Here is a 21237-nt window from a genome sequence, read left to right as displayed (position 1 = left end):
TTGTCGATTAACTAGGGTGAACGATGAACAATAAAAGCCGTTCTATTTTTGTTTTTATTATTGTTATATTAATCGGTGCTGCAGTTTCTGGTTATTATTACTATCAATCTCAACAAGATAAAACATTAACGTTATATGGCAATGTTGATGTACGAACGGTTAACTTAAGTTTCAGAGTACCTGGCAAGCTCGTGTCCTTAACTGTTGATGAGGGCGCGCGCATTGCGATCGGTGATAAACTTGGTCAATTAGATGATGCGCCTTACATTAATGCTTTAAATAAAGCTAAAGGTGTGCGAGAAAGCGCCAAAGCCCAATTAATGCTAAAAGAAAGTGGCTACCGCACCCAAGAAATTGCCCAAGTTGAAGCTGAAGTTGCCCAACGGCAAGCGGCTTGGCAATATGCAGATAACTTTTATAAACGCCAACAAGGCCTAGCAGCTTCTCGTGTCATTTCTGCCAATGATCTCGATAATGCAAAAAATAACCGCAATCAAGCTTTTGCAGCTCTTCAAGCCGCCCAAGACAAATTGAATCAATACCAAAGTGGCTTCCGCCAAGAAGAAATTGCGGCGGCTAGAGGGGAATGGTTACAAGCAGAAGCTGCTGTTGCTCAGGCTGAGCTAGATTTACAAGACACCGTGCTAATTGCCCCATCCAATGGCACTATTTTAACCCGCGCCATTGAACCAGGCACTAATGTTGGTGCAGGAAACAGTATTTTTAGTGTTACCCTCACTCACCCAGTTTGGGTACGCGCTTATATCAGTGAACCACACCTTGGCAACGCTGTTCCTGGATCGCAAGTTACCCTCTATACAGATAGCCGCCCTAATCAACCATACCATGGCACAATTGGCTTTGTTTCTCCAACGGCTGAATTTACGCCTAAAAGTGTACAAACACCTGATTTAAGAACCGATTTGGTTTATCGTTTACGTATTATTGTTGATGATGCAGATGATGCTTTACGCCAAGGCATGCCTGTCACCATTTACTTTGCAAATAACAAGAAGTAAAGAATAGTCATGAGTGATGATTACAGCATCAGTCTTAAAGGCGTCGAAAAAAGCTTTAACGGCTTAGATTCTCCTGCAGTTGAAAGTCTCACAATGGATATCAACGGTGGGTCTGTCACAGGGTTAGTTGGTCCTGATGGCGCAGGAAAAACGACATTAATGCGTATGCTCGCAGGGCTACTCAAACCTGATGCTGGGCATATTCGTGTGATGGGGTTAGACCCTATTCAAGACAGTATTGCAGTGCGTGCAAACCTCGGCTATATGCCTCAAAAGTTTGGTTTGTATGAGGATTTAACGGTTCAAGAGAATTTGGACTTATACGCAGATTTGCGCAGTGTTATTGGCGAAGAGCGCGAAAAAACCTATCAACAGTTGCTGTCATTCACTAACCTTGCTCCTTTTACGCAACGCCTTGCAGGCAAACTTTCAGGTGGAATGAAACAAAAGCTAGGTTTAGCCTGTACACTGCTTGGTAAGCCCAAAGTGTTATTATTGGATGAGCCAGGCGTTGGCGTTGACCCTATTGCAAGGCGTGAACTTTGGCAGATGGTTCACACCCTTGCCGATGATGGAATGTTAATATTATGGAGCACTTCATATCTTGATGAAGCCCAACAATGTAAAGAGGTACTGCTTCTTAATAAAGGGCAATTACTCTATTCTGGCAAACCTGAGTTATTAACACAAAAAATGGCGGGGCGCTCCTATTTACTTGAGGTTCCAGCTGCACAAAAGCGCACTGTATTACAAAATGCATTAGTGCTTCCTGAAACGACAGATGGCGTTATCCAAGGCCGCTATGTTCGCTTGATTCTAAAGCCTGGCGCATCTCAAGAAAGTCTGTTAAGTGCGCTCAATATGCAAGAAAACAAGCTAATTACCGCACAACCTCGATTTGAAGATGCGTTCATTGACCTTCTTGGCGGCGGCCCTTCTCACCGTTCAGAGTTAGCCGCCATTGTGCCACAAATTCCACCAAACCCTCAGGAAACGGTGATTGAAGCGCGTAATCTCACCAAAAAATTTGGGGATTTTGCAGCGACAGATCACGTCAATTTTCAAGTCAAACGCGGTGAAATTTTTGGGCTGTTAGGCCCCAATGGCGCAGGAAAATCGACAACCTTTAAAATGATGTGCGCCCTGATGAAGCCCACTGAGGGACATGCTTTAGTGCTGGGTATGGATTTAAAAACTAGCTCAAATAAAGCCAGGCAGCACCTTGGTTATATGGCACAGAAATTTTCCCTCTATGGGAATCTAAAAGTGGGGCAAAACCTAAAGTTTTTTTCGGGAGTTTATGGATTACATCATAAAAAACAGTCGGCTAAGATCCAAGAAATGGTGGATGCCTTTAGCTTCAAGCCAATTATCAATCAAATTACAGACTCCCTTCCTTTGGGTTATAAACAGCGCCTTGCCCTTGCCTGCTCACTCATGCATGAGCCCGATATTTTATTTTTGGATGAACCCACTTCAGGCGTCGACCCATTAACTCGTCGTGAATTTTGGCTACATATCAATGGGATGGTGGATAAAGGCGTGACCGTGATGGTCACCACACATTTTATGGATGAAGCAGAATATTGCGACCGAATAGGGCTTGTTTACCATGGTAAAATTATCGCAGCTGGCACACCTGACGAGCTAAAACAACAAGTTGCTACTCGTGATAACCCAGACCCCTCCATGGAAGATGCATTTATCGAACTTATAATGAATTACGACAAACAACAGGAGGCTAAATGAATCATGCCGCCTCTTCTTTTTCATGGCGTCGGCTAAAAGCCTTGTGCTGGAAAGAAACCAAGCAAATAGTACGCGACCCCAGTAGTGCTCTAATTGCAGTACTTATCCCATTGATGCTGCTATTTATTTTTGGTTACGGCATTAACTTAGACTCAAGTAAATTGCGTCTTGGCATTTTAATGGAGCAACAAAGCCAGCCTGCACGAGAGCTCGTTGATACCTTTACGGGCTCTCCTTTTGTTGACGCCACTATCAGTGATAACCGAAAAGCGTTAATCGACAAAATGCAAGCAGGTGAAATTCGTGGAATTATCGTGATCCCAGTGAATTTTTCAGCACAATTGCTGCAACCTGAAGGACATGCAGCGATACAAATTATTACCGATGGGAGCGAACCAAACACCGCAAACTTTGTTCAAGCCTACACCAAAGGTGTCTGGCAAATATGGCAGCAGCAACAAAGTGAAAACCGGGCAAACACAGTTTCGCCATTAATCGAGCTCAATATGCGTTACTGGTTTAATGAGGCAGCAATAAGCCAACATTTTATTATTCCAGGAGCAATTAGCATTATTATCACTGTGGTTGGCGCAATTTTAACATCACTGGTTATTGCCAGGGAGTGGGAACGCGGCACAATGGAAGCCTTACTTTCAACCCAAATCACTCGCACTGAATTATTACTCTCAAAATTATTACCTTACCAAGTTCTTGGCTCTTTTGTAATGGTACTTTGCATGCTCGTTACAACCTTTGTTCTGGGCGTACCATACCGCGGGTCATTATTGGTGCTGTTTGTTATCACGAGCCTATATCTTGCTACGGCCCTTGGCATGGGGCTATTAATATCCACCATTACCCGCAACCAATTTAATGCAGCAATGGTAGCATTAAATGCCGCATTTTTACCTGCAATTATGCTGTCTGGATTTATTTTTGAGATTGATAGCATGCCAGCCATCATTCAGTGGGTAACTTATTTTATCCCCGCACGTTACTTTGTCAGCAGCTTGCAAACGTTGTTCCTTGCAGGGGATATTTACTGGGTTTTACTGATCGATTTCTTATTATTGGTTGCATCAGCAATCTTATTTATTGGCCTAACGGCGCTGAAAACTCGCCGTCGACTGGATTGAGGTGCACTATGCTTTATCGCTTATACACCTTAATTATGAAAGAGTTACAATCATTATTACAAGAGCCACAAACTCGAATTATTTTGATTTTACCTGTGATTTTCCAAATGATTTTGTTCCCACTTGCGGCAACACTAGAAGTCACAAATACCACCATTGCAATTTTTGACCAAGATGGCGGCAAACATTCTGTTGAACTTACCCAGCGGTTAGCCAAAGCCAGTGCATTTTCCCACGTGTTGCTCGTCAAAAGTGAACATGAAGTTCGCGACACACTCGATAACCGTAAAGCACTGTTAGCCGTGCGTTTTAGCCAAAACTTTAGCGCAGATATCGCCTCACATACTCCTGCTAATATGCTGCTGTTACTTGATGGTCGCAACTCAAACAGTTCACAAATTGCGGCAAATTATGTCGAACAGATTGTGATGCAATATCAACAAGAGTTAACACAAAACCAAATCAAACCCAATAATAGTGAGTTGGTTATTCGTAATTGGTACAACCCAAACTTAGATTATAAGTGGTTTATTGTGCCCTCTTTGGTGGCGCTGATTACCACGATTGGCGTGCTGATTGTGACCTCCCTTTCCATTGCGCGAGAACGGGAGCAAGGGACGCTAGATCAACTCCTGGTTTCCCCATTAACAACATGGCAGATTTTTATTGGTAAGGCTGTGCCTGCATTAATTGTGGCGACAGCCCAAGCAAGCCTTGTGTTAGTTATCGGGATTTTTTGTTATCAGATTCCATTTGCAGGTTCACTGCTGCTGTTCTACGCCACTATGATATTTTATGGTCTATCGCTAGTGGGTTTTGGCTTGTTAATTTCAGCGCTGTGCTCAACGCAGCAACAAGCCTTCATTGGGGTGTTTGTCTTTATGATGCCTGCCGTACTGCTTTCTGGTTATATATCCCCAGTCGAGAACATGCCCGTTTGGCTACAAGATATCACTTGGGTTAACCCAATTCGTCATTTCACTGAAATCACTAAACAAATCTACCTTAAAGACGCAGATTTTTCAGTGGTTTTCCAAAGTTTATGGCCATTGCTGATTATTGCTATTATCACCAGTTCTGCGGCGTATTATCTCTTTAGAAAGAAAATTGCCTAATGCCATGATGAATATCTGTCGATTTGGCTGCCTAATTAAACTCAGGCTTGGCATTCAAATAATAAGAAAATTATATTTTTTAGTACGATTACTATGAAAAAACCCTTGCTACCGAAGTAACAAGGGTTTTGAATTTTATTCACTAAAACATTCTAGTGATGAATGTTTCACTCGCTGTTAGCGACGGTCACCGAAGATACGCAGTAACATTAGGAACAAGTTGATGAAGTCTAAGTACAGAGACAGCGCCCCCATAATGGAGTATTTACGCATTGTTTCTCTGTCATCTTCATTAATTTGAGCACCCATTTCTTTCAGCTTTTGAGTGTCATAAGCCGTTAACGCAGCAAACAGTAACACACCACCGTAAGTGATCACCCAGTACATCATTGAGCTTTGTAGCCAGATGTTAACTAAGGAAGCCACAACGATACCAATCAGCGCCATAAACAGGAAGTTACCCATTCCTGTTAAGCTACGCTTAGTGGTGTAGCCATAGAAGCTTAATGCACCAAACATGACCGCAGTGATAACAAAGGTACCTGCGACAGATTCACCAGTATACGCGGCAAGAATGACAGAAATAGTTAAGCCCGTTAACAATGAATAGAGCATAAACATGCCCGTCGCCATCATTCCGCTAATTCTTTGCAGTAAGAAGGAAATACCCATCACTAAACCCAGTTCAGCAATGATCATCCCGAAGAATAAAATTTTGTTAGTCGCAATGGTGTAATACAAGCCACTGCTGACTGAATACCAAGCTACAAATGCTGTCAACAGCAAACCGACGGTCATCCAACCATAGACTTGCGACATAAATGCCTGAACGCCAGTTTCGGCCCTCTGGACAAGAGAATCATTACGTTGATCAAACTGACCCATGATGGTTACCCTTTTGCTAAAATAAAAATCGACACAGTAAAAATACTGCAATCGGAGAAAATTAACCAAAGTCTAACACATTATTATGACATTACCATTCGGCAAATTCGTATTTTTCGGAGGAAAAAGTGCGATTACCAGCGGCTTGCGGACGTTTCGTCACTTTCTTTCGCTTCAACCCAGCGTTCGTTATCTGGCAACGTCTCTTTTTTCCAAAATGGTGCTTTGGTTTTTAAGTAATCCATAATAAACTCAGCGGCTTGAAATGCTGCGTTGCGATGCGCACTTGTCACCCCAACAAACACAATTTCCTCACCTAGCTGCAAAGTACCAATGCGATGAATCACACTCACACGCTGCAAAGGCCAACGTTCTCTTGCTTCTACTACAATGTTTGCTAAGGCTTTTTCTGTCATACCTGGATAATGCTCAAGCGTTAAGGCCGCAACAGTATCACCAAGGTTATGATTACGAACTTTACCTGTAAAAGTCACGACGGCTCCATCGCTATCACACTCTGCAAGCCATTGATATTGTTCACCAACACTGAAGTTGTGTGTTTGGACGGCAATATGGGTATTTTCCATCATTATCCCCCTGTTACTGGTGGGAAAAAGGCGACTTCATCCCCTTCCACCAGTGAATGTTCGAGGGAAACAAATGATTGATTAACTGCTGCCAGTAATTTTCCGCTTTCTAACGCCAAAGCCCAGCGATCACCTTTTTGCGACAAAGCAAGACGTAGAGACTCAACTGTTTGATATTTTTCCGTTATTTCAAGTCTATCTGTTCCCACTAATTCGCGAACTTGTGCAAAAAATAATACTGTAATCATCATTCCACCTTAAAATGTCCAGATTTACCGCCTGTTTTTTCTAACAAACGAACAGGGCCGATGACCATGTCTTTTTGTACCGCTTTGCACATATCGTAAATGGTCAATGCCGCCACCGAGGCTGCAGTCAGTGCTTCCATCTCCACACCAGTTTTACCCGTTAGACGGCAGCATGTTTCGATGCGAACACGGCTATGTGCTTGTTCTGCTTCAAGAACAACCTCCACTTTAGTTAACAACAGAGGGTGACATAATGGAATTAACTGCCATGTATTTTTAGCGGCTTGGATGCCCGCAATACGTGCCGTTGCAAACACATCCCCTTTATGGTGACTGCCATCAACAATCATGGCTAAGGTTTCGGGGTTCATGGTGACATAAGCTTCTGCACGAGCTTCACGGACAGTTTCAGCTTTAGCTGAAACATCAACCATATGCGCCTCGCCCGACGCATTGAGGTGAGTCAGTTGGGACATAGTTTCTCCTGAAAATCTTAAAAGAATTAACCGCCAATAACGGACAAATTAGGGGTAATACCGCTATCACCCATATGTAGAAAATGCGTTTCGCGTTTGTGATGCAAACCACGCTGTATCCGCGCTTTTAGCGCTTCATTTTGGTTATCATCCCCTAACAAATCACGTAGAGGAATGCCATTTTCACCAAACAGGCACAAATGGAGATTACCTAAAGAAGATACACGAAGGCGATTGCAGCTTTGACAAAAGTCTTTTTCATACGGCATGATAAGGCCTATTTCACCCTGGTAATCTGGGTGACTAAAGACCTGAGCAGGGCCGTCATTGCGAGAACGAGGAAGGCGATACCAACCTTCTTCAATTAAACGGTCGCGAATCGTTTCGCCAGAAACATGAAAACGTTGGAAAATATCACTGCCATCCCCTGTTTCCATTAACTCAATAAAACGCAGTTGAATTGGGCGGTGCTTAATCCAATTTAAGAATGACTTCAGACCAATGTCGTTGATATTTTTCATCAACACAGCGTTGACTTTCACTTTTTCAAAGCCAGCCTCAAAGGCAGCATCAATCCCTTTCATCACTTGGAAGAATTTGTCTTGCCCAGTGATTGCCGCAAACTGTCGTGGGTCTAAGCTATCCACACTGACATTAATTGCATTCAGGCCTGCATCTTTCCACGATTGAACGTCTCTCGCCATGCGATAACCATTGGTGGTAACTGCGATTTTTTTAATCGCTGCATTTTCATGAATGGTGGCAATAATTTCACTGAAATCTTTGCGCATGGTAGGTTCACCGCCTGTGATACGCACTTTTTCTGTGCCTAATTCAGCGAATGCGCTGCTAACACGGCGAATTTCATCCAGAGTGAGGAATTCATGGCGGCCACTTGGTTGATAACCATTAGGCAGGCAGTATGTGCAACGAAAGTTGCAAACATCTGTTATAGAAAGCCGAAGATAGTAAAATTTTCGGTCAAATTGATCGACGAGTTGCTGCATAATCACACCTTTCCAAATACGGGAGATGCAGACATTTCTATCTTGCACCCTGGTGACTCTAAGGCCACGGCCAGAGCATCATATTTGTGAAAACAAACTTAGACGCAAAGGCTAGGAGTTTTATTTGGAACAAAGCCGCTAATTTAATAACGAAAACAAACCACTCTGTTCACTTAATTTCTGTAAGGATTCTAGCGTATAGAATATGAAAAAGCGAACCTGAATTCGATATATAATATAATATACAACGACTTACAGAACATTAGCGATAATCTCCGAAGTTCTTATTATCATAGACAATTTTCTTAAAAAGAGCCTAGCCAAAGATACAATTTCACTTTAAATGATTAACATCTCTTATTATTTAATTAAACATTTCTTGATGTAGATCTAAAATGGGGAGCAAGCTCCCCATCTCATTGTTTCCGTTATAAATATCGTTACCAATCGCTTCGTATTTTTCACTCAATACTTTGCTAAGCATTATCCCAATCAAAAACGAAAGCATTTGCCCCAAGTAATTGAACGTATTTAGAAACGGAACTCAACCCCACCAGATATCGTCCTTCCACGACCTAATGTATTCGCTAAGCTCTCCCCGTAGCTCACCACATAGGCCCGATTGGTTAAGTTCTCCACGTTACCGCGAATAATTAAATTATCCGTAATTGAATAACTTGCGTATAAATCGACGAGGGTATATTTCGGCCAGTCCGCTAAATAAGGGTAATTGGTTTGTGCAGAATAGTCTTGGAAACCTGGTGTGAAACGGATAACCATTCCGCCATCCAGTTTTCTATCAAAAGCACGTCCACCGAGTGTGAATGAACCTCTATCACCTGGCAGATTTGCTGCACTACCAAAGATGGAGCCGCTATCGCAGTTAACATAATTGTCTGCTTGCTCATCGGGCTCTGCATACCAATTACCAGGGCCAATACCTTCTGGGAATTTCAAGACGCCACCTAACCACGCACGGTTAGCACAGAATGTGTTTTTACCAATCATATGGGTGAAGGTTAAATCTGCATAAACAAACCCTGCATCATAGTTGAGTTGGTATTCAAACCCTCTAAAACGTGTCGTATTTAAGTTATTGCTGTACGCAGCATTCCCCATACTTGGGTTAACCAATCCCGGCTTAGTTCGGTTAATCGCAAGGTTGATATAGTTATCAACCCGCGTGTCAAAATAAGCCACTTTAGCCAATAATCGATCCTCTTCAAGCATCAGTTGGGGGTAATTCAGATTCACCCCGATTTCCCACGCATTTGAGCGTTCTGCTTTTAAAAACGGGTTAGGAAACTGTGTTGAAGAACTGTGAGCGCTGCCAGTGGTGAGTGTTTCGGTAATCGCAGGTGGACGCCAAGAACGACCATAACTGGTAAAGAACTCCATCCACTCGACACCTGGGCGAATAGCCAGACGAGCATTAGGTGAAAACGCCCCTTCCGATTTATCAACATTCCAATGTTCTGTATACAGCGTGCTTGGGCAATCACGTAACCGTCTACCTGTGCATGGATTTTCCTTTGTATAAGGGAAGATGGCATAACGCATGCTGGTTTGCCCTTTGAGGGTATAGTAGTCGTAACGCATTCCCCCTTCCAATGTTAACCAATCGTCATATTCGTAAGTTAAATTAGTAAACAATGAGCTCAACGTACGTTTTCCATCTGGTGTTACGCCTGATGCGGCTTCTCGTGTTGAGGTGCTGCTAGCTTTATCTTGGAAAGTTTCAAAACCATAATGCGCTTTTAATAAATTATTATGATTAAATTCAATCTCTGAATGATTTTCGAGTTGCACCCCGAATGTTTTAACCCGAGTATCCATCTGATAGCCATTATTAAAAATTTGGCTCGTTGAATAAGTTTCAGTGTCATCTTTCGTATCAACAAAATACACTTTCCCTTTAAATTCTGTACTCCATGGACTGCCACTAAACTGCGTATAATCAAGGGAATAGTTCTGGGTTGTCACATCACTAAACCCACTACTTTTCCATCCAAGTTTATATGGCCACGTTTGCGCCAAATTAGTTAATGTACCTGCATTAGGTGTCGCTACTTTGGTTTCTAAATAATTGAATTGTAAGCGTTGTGACTCACTGAGATTCCAACCTGCTTTCGCCAAATATGAGGTCATCTGGTAATTGCTATCGTTAATTCGGGTATGTTTTAAACCACGCACTAATTCGTCATAATGCCCTGCATCATTGTTGATGCGAATGTCGCCAATACTCCCGTGCGTCCCTGGTTTATAGTCACCTAAGCGGCGTTCACTGGCAGCAAACAGTAAATCCCCCTTTTCATTTCCCAAGGCAAATGCGCTACTACCGATAAAATGAGTATTATTCGTCCCTGTACTGGCATGTAATTTTCCACCAAATGTCTTATCTTTCGATAAAAAATCAGATGCATTTACCGTATTAAATGTGGCAACTCCGCCAAGCGTTCCCCCACTCCCCATACCACTATTGTTTCCTTTTTGAATTTCAACGCCAGATAGCAACTCAGAATCAATATACATTGAGCCGTTACGCTGCCCATGGCCGCTTTTTTGGAAGTTTTGCCGCATTCCATCAATATTCATGTTCACACGCCCATAATCTTGGATCCCACGAATATTCACTGATAGCGACGGGTCTTGCTGGCTGACACTGGAATACACGCCTGTGGTAAGCTCTAGTACGTCAGCAATATGCTTCGGTGGCCTGTCTTCAATTTGTTTTTTACTGATCACACTCACCGATGAGGGACTACTGTAGACCCAATCTCCTTGCTGTATTTGGCTTGCTGTCACCGTAATATTATCTAACTTAATGACGTTTTCACTTGTGGAGGAATTAATTACCCGATGAATAGAAATACGATTATTGTGTATTTGGACCTGAACTGGATTTTCGCCAACAAGTTGCTGCAATCCTTCTTGCAAGGTTAACTGCCCTTTGATGCCTTGGCTTTTTAAGCCGTTCATTTCTTGGCTATTAATAATGATTTCAACTTTTGCCTGTTGGGCAAATTGCAACAATGCGTTCTCAAGCGATCCTGCTCCAATCGAAAATGAAATTTTCTGTTGGGTTGCAGTTATTGATTGACTGGCATGAGCAATGTTAAATAATGAATATGCAGGTAGTGCTCCTAATACAAGGTAAACACAGAGTGTGGCTGTTTTATATTGGTGCTTTTTTTGAGTCATTTCCCATTCCTAAAATGATAATGGTAATAAAAATCATAATCACTTAGGTTAAGACGTAGAAATGAAAGAAACCCGTAAAAATAATTTAAATACTTGTGAAAAATAATAATTTCTTTATCTATCAGTAGATTAATGTGAAAAATGGTACTTCATAAATCGTGAGTCCTTTTGATGACACAAGGTACTTAAGTCCACTTTCTAGTGTGTTAATTTGCAATACGCCGCTTAGTTTTTCCTTACTGTCGCTAGCTAAAATAATAATTCGCTTTTTATGGTAACGATTAATTTCAGCGGTAATCTCAGAAAGCGTTTGCTGTTGAAAAATAATCTGGCCTTCACGCCATCCTTCTGACGCTTGTTTGGCAAGTGGTATTGTGGGTAAAATTTGCTGCTGGTATTGCGTAAAGCTGCCTGCTTTTACCGTCAATTCTTGTCCTGATAATAGCGATATTTTAACGCTGTGCTGATAGACACTTACACCAACATTATCCCCTTCATTATCAATGGCAAACTCTGTTCCCAGCGCTTGAGTTACACCATTTCTCGCCTTAACTTGGAAAGGACGCAGTTCACTACCAGTGATAGGTGCAACAGAGAAATAGGCACGTCCTTGGAGCAAATTGACTTGTCGATATTGCCCGTCAAAAGCTAGCTGTAATTGTGCACCACTATCGAGGTCGACTTGGCTGCCATCGGGCAATATGATATGTTGAACTTCACCAATTCTGGCTTGGTAATCAATCTGTTCTTGATTTTCACCCCACCAAATCAAAGTCACCAAACCACACACTAAAATACTGGCTGCAACGGAAACTTTCACAAAACTTTTTGTGGCTTTAATTGGTTTCTCTGTTTTTCTAGGCTGTTGATTATAGGAAGTTAACGCCCAAATTTGCCTTGCACGATAATAAGCATTGGCATGCTCTTTCGATGCATTCACCCAATGCTGAAACTCGCTATTTTCTTGTGCATTCAGCTCTCTTTGAGTGGTCTTGACGACCCACATCGCCGCTGTGTTTTCGATTTCAGATGGAGATGTTGTTGATTTCATGATTAATCCTTCCATTGATGAATCAGAACAGCCAATGCATTGGCTAAATGCTTTTCAACAGTACTGAGCGAAATATTCAACAATTGAGCCACTTCGGTTTGAGTCAATCCCTCTTCTCGGTGCAAACGAAAAATAGCCTGTGTTCTCTTGGGCAATGTTTGAATAATGGCTTGTATCTGGCTAAGTTGCTGCTCTCTTATTGCTGTTGCTTCAAGGCTTTTTACTTGTGCAGGTATTTCTTGCCATTGCTCATCACTGATAACCATTGAAGGGCGTGCTTTTTGTTCCCTAAAGTGATCAATCATCAGGTTTTTCGCAATCCGATAAAGATAAGCGTCAAAATCTTGAATCGTTGAGTGCTTCATCAGTTCAGCCATCCGTACAAAACTTTCCTGCACAATATCCATACTCAAACTATGGTCTTTAAGGTACATGTTGAGGTAGCGACATAATGAGGAAGAATGGCGTGCAAACAAGCGTTGCAACTCAGAATCAGACATATTGAGCCATAACACAAACAATGAAAATGAGAATTATTTACACTATATAGGTAAATATTCAAAATGGAAACATTCAGGTGTTTTTTGCTAAGAGGTTAAGGTAAATCTGGAATATTGCCTTTTATTGTTTTTTATCACAGTAACTCAGCGAACAATGATGTTTTATGGTAGATTAACGCCCAATTTATTTTAGATTTCATTTTTGATACGTTCGGCTCTGTAAACACTGCAAACCACAGATAAAAAGCACTAAGTAGTGACTGTTTATTTGCCGAATATTGACTGATTGATATAGGAACACTATGCCAAATAGTAGTCTGGCGAGCCTGAAACATGTTGTTGCCCTTGGCGGCGGGCATGGGCTAGGTCGCGTAATGTCTTCCCTTTCCTCTTTAGGCCCTCGCCTAACTGGAATTGTGACCACCACAGATAATGGCGGGTCTACAGGTCGAATTCGTCGTTCCGAAGGCGGGATTGCTTGGGGCGATATGCGGAACTGTTTGAATCAGTTAATCACTGAACCATCAATTGCTTCAGCAATGTTTGAATACCGTTTCGGCGGTAATGGAGAACTCTCTGGCCACAACTTAGGTAACCTAATGCTAAAATCATTAGATCACCTGAGTGTTAGGCCACTCGAGGCCATTAATTTAATTCGCAATATGCTCAAAGTGGATGCGCAACTCATTCCAATGTCAGAATCCCCTGTTGATTTGATGGCGATTGATGAGATGGGTAATGAGGTCTATGGCGAGGTCAATGTGGATGCCCTGCGCGAAATTCCGAAAGAGTTACGCCTATACCCTCGCGTTAAGGCCACACGTGAAGCGTTAGAAGCTATTCACCAAGCGGATTTGATTATCATTGGTCCTGGTAGTTTCTTCACCAGTTTAATGCCATTATTACTACTGGACGAGATTGCCACTGCCTTGCGTGAATGTAAATCCCCAATGATTTATATTGGTAATTTAGGTAAGGAAGTGGGCTCTTCAGCCGCTAATCTGACTTTACCTGAGAAATTGCAGATGATGGAAAACTATATTGGCTGCAAAAAGATTGATGCGTTGATCCTTGGGCCACGCACACAAACCAGTGATATTAGCAGTGACCGTAAGATTATCCAGCGCGTCCTCGAAGCGGATGATATCCCTTATCGCCACGATAGAAAGCTGCTCCTACAAGCCATCGAAGAAACCGTCCCGCTATTGTAATTTCCTAATTTATCCCACCTTTGGCTCCCAAAGGTGGAATGCTACTCAAGCCAATTTTTTGTTCTCTATTTTAAAGATATTTCTATACCAATCCTATTGATTTTCAAAATAATTTGCGTTGTGGGTAGGCGGCAAGTGAAAGCATCTCGGGGAGCATACATAAGTATGTGACCCGAGTGATTGTCCCTACTCCCCAACATAATGAAATAAAATGAAGATTTATCTTCAAAATAATTCGCGTTGTGGGCAGGCGGCAAGTGAAAGTATCCCAAGGAGCATACATAAGTATGTGACCCGAGTGATTGCCCCTACTCCCCAACATAATGAAATAAAATGAAAATTTATCTTCAAAATAATTTGCGTTGTGGGTAGGCGGCAAGTGAGAGCATCTCGGGGAGCATACATAAGTATGTGACCCGAGTGATTGAGCGCAGCCAACACCCCCACAACGCGAAGTATGTAGAAAATTCGCGTTGTGGCTAGGTGGCAAATGAAAGTATCCCAAGGAGCATACATAAGTATGTGACCCGAGTGATTGCCCCTACTCCCCTACTCCCCTACTCCCCTACTCCCCTACTCCCCAACATAATGAAATAAAATGACAATTTATCTTCAAAATAATTTGCGTTGTGGGTAGGCGGCAAGTGAAAGCATCTCGGGGAGCATACATAAGTATGTGACCCGAGTGATTGAGCGCAGCCAACACCCCCACAACGCGAAGTATGAAGAAGATAAAGAAGATTAGGAATTGGCGATAAACTGAGATCGTATCTCTTGCAACTCATCACGCACTCGCGCTGCCGCTTCAAACTCCAAGTCCTGTGCGTGCTTATACATTTGTGCCTCAAGTTGCGAAATACGTCGTTCCAACTCTTTCGTCGACATACCTTGTATATCAATTGATGTCTCACTCTTGGCATTATCTTTTGAGCGCCCTTTGCCTTTCCCGCCAACTTTATGACCTATCTGCAGGATATCGCCAATTTTCTTGTTTAACCCTTGCGGTACGATGCCATGTTCTTCATTGAATGCCATTTGTTTTGCACGGCGGCGTTCGGTTTCTGCTATCGCTTTTTCCATCGAATTGGTGATTCGGTCGCCGTAAAGGATCGCTTTACCGTTTAAGTTACGTGCTGCACGGCCTATTGTCTGGATCAAAGAACGTTCTGAACGCAGAAAACCTTCTTTGTCTGCATCTAAAATAGCCACTAAAGACACCTCTGGCATGTCGAGGCCTTCCCTTAATAAGTTGATACCAACAAGCACATCAAACTCACCCAATCGTAAGTCACGAATAATTTCTACCCGTTCAACCGTATCAATGTCTGAGTGAAGGTAACGAACACGCTCCCCATGTTCTTCCAGATATTCTGTTAAATCTTCCGCCATTCGTTTGGTCAACGTGGTGACTAATACACGCTCATTTTTCTGCACACGAATACGGATTTCAGATAACAAATCATCTACTTGCGTGCTCACAGGGCGCACTTCAATAATCGGATCCAGTAAGCCTGTCGGCCTAACCACTTGCTCAATAACTTCATTGCCTGATTTTTCTAGCTCATATTTGCCAGGAGTTGCAGATACGTAGATAGATTGCGGTGCTAAAGCTTCAAACTCTTCAAAACGCATTGGTCGGTTATCCAATGCCGAAGGCAAACGGAAACCATATTCAACTAAGGTCTCTTTACGGGAACGGTCACCTTTGTACATCGCCCCGATTTGAGGAATGGTCACGTGAGATTCATCCACCACCAGTAGGCCATCCGCAGGTAAATAATCAAACAATGTCGGAGGTGGTTCACCTGGAGCACGACCCGATAAATAGCGTGAATAGTTTTCAATCCCTGAGCAGTAACCCAGTTCATTCATCATTTCTAAATCAAATTGAGTGCGCTGAGTAATACGCTGTTCTTCCACCAGTTTGTGATTTTCTAACAACACTTTTCGCCTATCCACCAGCTCTTCTTTGATATGCTCCATCGCTTCCAAAATACGTTCTCTTGGTGTGACGTAATGTGTTTTTGGGTAAACCGTAAAGCGAGGCACACGGTGTTGAATTTGCCCCGTCAGTGGATCAAAGAGAGATAGACGTTCAACTTCATCATCAAACAGCTCGACACGTAACGCGTATTCGTCAGATTCTGCAGGAAAAATATCAATCACTTCCCCGCGAACGCGAAAAGTACCACGGGTAAAAGCTTGGTCGTTACGACTGTATTGCAGGTCAGCTAAACGCCTTAAAATAGAGCGTTGGTCAATGATCATGCCATCGGTGAGGTGCAGCATCATTTTTAAGTAGCTATCAGGGTCGCCTAACCCATATATAGCTGAGACAGAAGCCACCACAATGACATCACGACGTTCAAGTAAGGCCTTAGTCGCAGATAAGCGCATTTGCTCAATGTGTTCGTTTACAGAGGCATCTTTTTCGATAAATGTATCAGAGCTAGGCACATAGGCTTCAGGCTGGTAATAATCATAGTAAGAAACAAAGTACTCTACTGCGTTATCTGGGAAGAAAGCTTTCATTTCGCTGTAAAGTTGTGCCGCAAGGGTCTTGTTATGAGCCATCAACATGGTTGGGCGATTTTCTTTTGCGATAACATTAGCTATCGTAAAGGTTTTCCCTGACCCTGTTACTCCCAATAACGTTTGATGCGCTAAGCCATCTTGCAGCCCTTCGCGTAATTGACGAATTGCTTCAGGTTGGTCCCCCGCTGGCTGAAAATCAGAATACAGCTTAAAATCCTTACTCATATTACCGCCTCGTAACGTGTCTCTTTTTCTATAATACTGGATAAAAAAACAGCTTCAAGTCCTGAATTTAATATTTTCTCTATCCGACGTTCCAATGAGTTTATAAAAATGTTATCCCCAAAATAATGCTTGACCTTTGGAAAACGTTATATTTTATGCTATTGGTTTTTATCGCCCTATCGCAAATATAGATTGAAGTCTTGATTTTATTTAACCTATTGTATTTAAATAAAATTATCTCAAAGTCCAGAATCACATCAAATAAAGGCAAAGCCGCTTGCCGCCTAGCATAGAAGTTGTTTTATAATGTTAATACACAAGGTTATCCACAGAAATGGTGGATAACTCTTGAAGCCCTTAGGGCTCATGCTTTCTCGTCATGAGTAAAATTTGTTAAACATTGAATAAATGACAAAACGATGGCAGTTATATGAAAAAATTTTTACGTAGTATCCGTTTAAAAAAAGAGATTTTATCTGTTTTAGTTCGATCATCAGACTATTTCTACGGTAAAACTTGACAAAAAATAGGTTAAGAACGTTAAACAAGATCAACAAAGCATTTAACAATTGATCATTTATTAGAGGGGGAAATGGGCCTAAAACAATAATATTAAGCCCTTTATTTATTTCACAATAACGTAAGATCCAAATATTGACCTAACGTGGATTCATTAAGTTGGGGCTGATAAGGTAAGATCCCTAAACAAGGTGAGTTAATCATGCGTTTGAGTGTTGCAAGATATTCAGCCTGATAAATACCTGCGGGTTCAATTTCATTGGCAATCCAGCCGACCACAGATAAACCAGCGGTATTAATCGCCTCTAACGTTAATAATGCGTGATTAATGCAACCTAATTTCACGCCCACCACTAAAATAACAGGAAGTTGCTGTTCAATAACCCAATCTGCGTAGGTTTTTTCAGTGGATAATGGGGTATACCACCCGCCAGCCCCTTCAACCAACACCCAATCCCCTTTTTTCTGAACCTCTAACAACCCTTGATTAATAACCGAAAAATCAATAGGCTCTCCCACTTTTTCACTGATGATATGCGGTGAAGTAGGGGCTTCAAAAACAATGGGGTTGACTGATGAATACGGCAATTTCACTCGGCTATTCGCTTGTAATAATAAAGCATCGTTATTGCGCAGCCCTTCTGGTGTTTGTTCACTCCCTGAGGCAACAGGTTTATAACCGACAGTGTTAAACTTTTGAGCATTAGCGGCTTGCAATAAAGCGCAACTTGCCACGGTTTTTCCAACTTCAGTGTCCGTTCCTGTTACAAAATAAGTTTTAGTCACGATAGATGACTCCAAATACGGTTTGATAAGTTAACGGTAGCCCTTGATGAGCCATCGGATAAGCTAAAGCTAACTGCTGAAGGCGCTTACGAGTCATTAGCCCTGTTTGGCGTCCCTCGGTCAAATAGGTCGCTCCAATCCCTTTAAGTGAATTCAATAGACTAATTAAATCAGGGAAATACAGCGTATCTTTTTGAAAAGACAGCTCATGGCGCCATGTTTGGCAGCTCGAGGTGATAGCTTGTGGGCTCAAAAAGGTGTTCACATGAGAATATTCATCAAGCAGCTGCCAAGCTTTGGATAATTCATTAAGCGAATGCTCTGCGAGCGTCGTAAAAACAATCACACCACCACGCTTTGTTACTCTGTATAGCTCACTCAATGCACCATGTAAGTTTTCACACCATTGAATGGATAAATTGGAAAAAACCACATCAAACTGCGCTGAATGAGTCGGGATCGACTCTATATCAGCACACAAATATTCATCTGCTGCATTCTTACTTTTGGCGACATCTAACATGCCAGAAGATAAGTCCAGTGCAGTGACTGTATGGCCTTGATGTTTCAGCTTTTGACTAAAAAAACCCGTACCACAACCCGCATCTAATACCCGTAAAGGCATGTTAACCTGCGCTGCAACGAGGGTCGATTTCAATTTATTGAGCAGTTGCTCTCCTGCTGTCTGCTGATAGTTAGCGATAGCATCGTATCTTGTCGCTGCTCGGCCAAATGCCGCCGCAATTTTTTGTTTGTCATGACAAATGATCGAAGTCATCTAAAGCCTCCAATAATTTATCAAGATCGTTTTGTTGATGTACTGCACTCAACGTGATCCTCAACCTTGCACTGCCTGGCGGAACTGTTGGTGGGCGGATCCCTTGAACCCAAATCCCTTTTTGGCGTAAAAATGCTGCAGCACGTTGGCATGTCTCATTATCACCAATGATTAAAGGTTGGATGGCTGTGGTTGAGTCAGCAAATTTCATTTGTTTAAAGTTGGCATTTTTCCTTAAGTATTCAATATTCTGCTGAAGAGTTTCACGCAGTTTATCTGCCAACTTAATCTGTTTAACTGCTTCTAATAATGCAACCGCCTGCGCGGGTGGCATAGACGTGCTGTAAATTAAATGGCGTGCTGATTGAACCAAGAAATCCGCGGTTTGGTCATCACAAAGCACGGCAGCTCCGCTTAAACCAAACGCTTTACCAAATGTCACCACCAAAATTTCAGGTTTAATGCCATAAGCCGAACAACTCCCTCTCCCTTGAAAGCCGCAAACACCAATACCATGAGCATCATCAACCATTAGCCACGCACTGTGTTTTTTTGCAATATCCTGCAAGGTATTCAGTGGGGCACTATCCCCATCCATACTAAAAACCCCCTCGCTAATCACAAGGGTTTTCCCTGAAGCTGGCTTATTAATTAAATTTTCAAGAGAGGATGTATTGTTATGGTAAAAGCGTCTTAATTGAGCCCCTGAATGTATTGAGGCTTCTATAATAGATGCATGGCTGAGTTTATCGGCTAATATGCGGTCATTTGCTGTCATTAACGCCGTGATCGCCGCATGGTTTGCTGCAAAACCGGAAATAAACAACAGTGCTTTTGAGTAACCCAACCACTGTGCCAGTTCACTTTCAAGTGCAACATGCGCTTGGGTATACCCAGTAATATGCCCTGAACCGCCACTCCCAATTCCATAGATATCTGCACCACGTTGCCATGCAGCAATAATCTCAGGATGGTGAGATAACCCTAAATAGTCATTAGACGAAAAATTTAGGTATTTTTCGCCATTTTGGTATAGCTCTCTACCATCAGATCTTTCAATACATTGACGTTGACGCCAGATCGAGGCACGTTTGCGCTGTTCGATCTGGTCTTGTAGGAAAGTTTGCCAGCTCATCATACTGCTGCATTATAAAACTTTGCGTTATCAGCGGTTAACAATGTTTCTGCCAATTTCGCAGCTTGCTGGTTATCCCCTTCATCCGTATCAATACGCTCTGGGTTAATATCCAGTTTCCTAAACAGTGCTAAATCTTTGTTTTCATCTGGATTAGGTGTGGTGAGTAACTTACAGCCATAGAAAACTGAGTTTGCCCCAGCCATAAAACAGAGCGCTTGAGTTTGCTCATTCATATACTCGCGACCTGCCGATAAACGTACATATGACGTCGGCATCATGATACGAGCCACTGCAATAGTACGAATAAAATCAAAGGCATCGACATCTTCATTGTCTGCCATTGGCGTGCCTTCCACTTTCATTAGCATATTAATTGGTACGCTTTCTGGTGGTTTTGGTAAATTGGCTAATTGCACCAGCAAAGCGGCACGGTCGCTAACTTTTTCACCTAAGCCTAAAATACCGCCTGAGCACACTTTTATCCCTGCATTTCGAACATTGCCCAAAGTATCCAAACGGTCTTGGTATGTTCTCGTCGTGATAATATTGCCGTAATATTCAGGGGATGTATCAAGGTTATGATTGTAATAGTCTAAACCCGCCTCAGCGAGGCGCTGGGCTTGGGAGTTATCAATCATCCCTAAAGTCATGCAGGTTTCCATCCCTAGGGATTTCACCTCTTTCACCATCATTTCAAGATAAGGCATATCACGCTCTTTTGGATTGCGCCACGCGGCCCCCATACAAAAACGCGTAGACCCGGCCTGCTTAGCTTTTTTTGCTGATTCAAGCACTTGCTGAACTTCCATCAAACGTTCTGTTTCTAAACCTGTTTTATAGCGAGCGCTCTGCGCACAATATTTGCAATCTTCGGGACATGCGCCTGTTTTAATAGACAACAAGGTACTGACTTGTACTTGCTGTGGGTCAAAATGTTGGCGATGTGTTTGTTGCGCCTGAAATAACAACTCAAAAAAAGGCATTGAAAACAGTTCATTAGCTTGTTTTATTGTCCACTGTTTTAATGTATTCATGGAGACACTCCAGTTGAAAAAATTGTTGCCAGTTTAA

At 42.3% G+C, this 21237-nt stretch carries 18 protein-coding genes and 1 riboswitch; of the genes, 5 read left to right on the top strand and 13 right to left on the bottom strand.

The window, feature by feature from the left end; translation table 11 throughout:
• The first annotated feature begins 23 nt into the window (after positions 1–23).
• The 4 genes from hlyD to M1F05_RS05285 are packed head-to-tail and all read left to right on the top strand — an operon-like array spanning position 24 to position 5019.
• A complete protein-coding gene (gene hlyD / locus M1F05_RS05300; protein WP_206085348.1) occupies positions 24–1019 on the top strand; it encodes a secretion protein HlyD in 996 nt (331 codons plus the stop codon).
• 9 nt (positions 1020–1028) lie between these two features.
• On the top strand, positions 1029–2768 hold the full coding sequence (locus M1F05_RS05295; protein WP_206085347.1) for an ATP-binding cassette domain-containing protein: 1740 nt from the start codon (positions 1029–1031) through the stop codon (positions 2766–2768).
• A complete protein-coding gene (locus M1F05_RS05290; protein ID WP_206085346.1) occupies positions 2765–3904 on the top strand; it encodes an ABC transporter permease in 1140 nt (379 codons plus the stop codon). The genes M1F05_RS05295 and M1F05_RS05290 overlap by 4 nt, the downstream gene beginning before the upstream one ends.
• A gap of 8 nt (positions 3905–3912) precedes the next feature.
• Positions 3913–5019: an ABC transporter permease gene (locus M1F05_RS05285; protein WP_206085345.1), complete on the top strand. Its 1107-nt coding sequence runs from the start codon at positions 3913–3915 to the stop codon at positions 5017–5019.
• Between the two features lie 177 nt (positions 5020–5196).
• On the opposite strand, the gene M1F05_RS05280 is transcribed toward M1F05_RS05285, so the two are convergent.
• The 8 genes from M1F05_RS05280 to M1F05_RS05245 form a co-directional block, all read right to left on the bottom strand.
• Positions 5197–5904 (bottom strand): Bax inhibitor-1/YccA family protein, encoded by a 708-nt coding sequence (locus tag M1F05_RS05280; RefSeq protein ID WP_206085344.1) that lies wholly within the window; start codon positions 5902–5904, stop codon positions 5197–5199.
• A 134-nt stretch (positions 5905–6038) separates the two neighbouring features.
• The gene (gene moaE / locus M1F05_RS05275) at positions 6039–6491 is read right to left on the bottom strand and encodes a molybdopterin synthase catalytic subunit MoaE (RefSeq protein WP_206085343.1); all 453 of its coding nucleotides are present in this window, start codon (positions 6489–6491) and stop codon (positions 6039–6041) included.
• A 2-nt stretch (positions 6492–6493) separates the two neighbouring features.
• Positions 6494–6739, bottom strand: a complete 246-nt coding sequence (gene moaD / locus M1F05_RS05270) for a molybdopterin synthase sulfur carrier subunit (protein WP_206085342.1) — start codon at positions 6737–6739, stop codon at positions 6494–6496.
• On the bottom strand, positions 6739–7215 hold the full coding sequence (gene moaC, locus M1F05_RS05265; RefSeq protein ID WP_206085341.1) for a cyclic pyranopterin monophosphate synthase MoaC: 477 nt from the start codon (positions 7213–7215) through the stop codon (positions 6739–6741). Before moaC ends, moaD begins: the two co-directional genes overlap by 1 nt.
• A 26-nt stretch (positions 7216–7241) precedes the next feature.
• Positions 7242–8222 (bottom strand): GTP 3',8-cyclase MoaA, encoded by a 981-nt coding sequence (gene moaA / locus M1F05_RS05260; protein ID WP_206085340.1) that lies wholly within the window; start codon positions 8220–8222, stop codon positions 7242–7244.
• A riboswitch (molybdenum cofactor riboswitch) is annotated at positions 8212–8352 on the bottom strand. (Overlaps the previous gene by 11 nt.)
• 401 nt (positions 8353–8753) lie before the next feature.
• Complete coding sequence (locus M1F05_RS05255; RefSeq protein WP_206085338.1) at positions 8754–11423, bottom strand: TonB-dependent hemoglobin/transferrin/lactoferrin family receptor; 2670 nt, start codon at positions 11421–11423, stop codon at positions 8754–8756.
• Between the two features lie 121 nt (positions 11424–11544).
• Entirely contained in the window at positions 11545–12474 is a 930-nt protein-coding gene (locus M1F05_RS05250) for a FecR family protein (protein WP_206085337.1), read from the bottom strand.
• A gap of 2 nt (positions 12475–12476) precedes the next feature.
• Complete coding sequence (locus M1F05_RS05245) at positions 12477–12974, bottom strand: RNA polymerase sigma factor (RefSeq protein ID WP_206085336.1); 498 nt, start codon at positions 12972–12974, stop codon at positions 12477–12479.
• 302 nt (positions 12975–13276) lie between these two features.
• Here M1F05_RS05245 and M1F05_RS05240 point away from each other — a divergent pair, with 302 nt between their 5' ends.
• Positions 13277–14185: a gluconeogenesis factor YvcK family protein gene (locus M1F05_RS05240; RefSeq protein ID WP_206085335.1), complete on the top strand. Its 909-nt coding sequence runs from the start codon at positions 13277–13279 to the stop codon at positions 14183–14185.
• Positions 14186–14926: 741 nt separating this feature from the next.
• On the opposite strand, the gene uvrB is transcribed toward M1F05_RS05240, so the two are convergent.
• The 5 genes from uvrB to bioB all read right to left on the bottom strand — a co-directional run bounded on the left by uvrB (position 14927) and on the right by bioB (position 21200).
• Positions 14927–16945: an excinuclease ABC subunit UvrB gene (uvrB, locus tag M1F05_RS05235; protein WP_206085334.1), complete on the bottom strand. Its 2019-nt coding sequence runs from the start codon at positions 16943–16945 to the stop codon at positions 14927–14929.
• A gap of 630 nt (positions 16946–17575) precedes the next feature.
• Entirely contained in the window at positions 17576–18250 is a 675-nt protein-coding gene (gene bioD / locus M1F05_RS05230; RefSeq protein ID WP_206085333.1) for a dethiobiotin synthase, read from the bottom strand.
• The gene (gene bioC, locus M1F05_RS05225; protein ID WP_206085332.1) at positions 18243–19028 is read right to left on the bottom strand and encodes a malonyl-ACP O-methyltransferase BioC; all 786 of its coding nucleotides are present in this window, start codon (positions 19026–19028) and stop codon (positions 18243–18245) included. The genes bioD and bioC overlap by 8 nt, the downstream gene beginning before the upstream one ends.
• Entirely contained in the window at positions 19006–20163 is a 1158-nt protein-coding gene (gene bioF, locus M1F05_RS05220) for an 8-amino-7-oxononanoate synthase (RefSeq protein ID WP_206085331.1), read from the bottom strand. The genes bioC and bioF overlap by 23 nt, the downstream gene beginning before the upstream one ends.
• The gene (gene bioB, locus M1F05_RS05215; protein WP_206085330.1) at positions 20163–21200 is read right to left on the bottom strand and encodes a biotin synthase BioB; all 1038 of its coding nucleotides are present in this window, start codon (positions 21198–21200) and stop codon (positions 20163–20165) included. Before bioB ends, bioF begins: the two co-directional genes overlap by 1 nt.
• Positions 21201–21237: the final 37 nt, after the last annotated feature.

It is taken from the genome of Providencia sp. PROV252 (assembly GCF_033676005.1).
GTDB classification, from domain to species: domain Bacteria; phylum Pseudomonadota; class Gammaproteobacteria; order Enterobacterales; family Enterobacteriaceae; genus Providencia; species Providencia vermicola.
The sequence above is the reverse complement of the archived record's forward strand: the minus strand, read 5'-3'. Positions and strand labels throughout refer to the sequence as shown.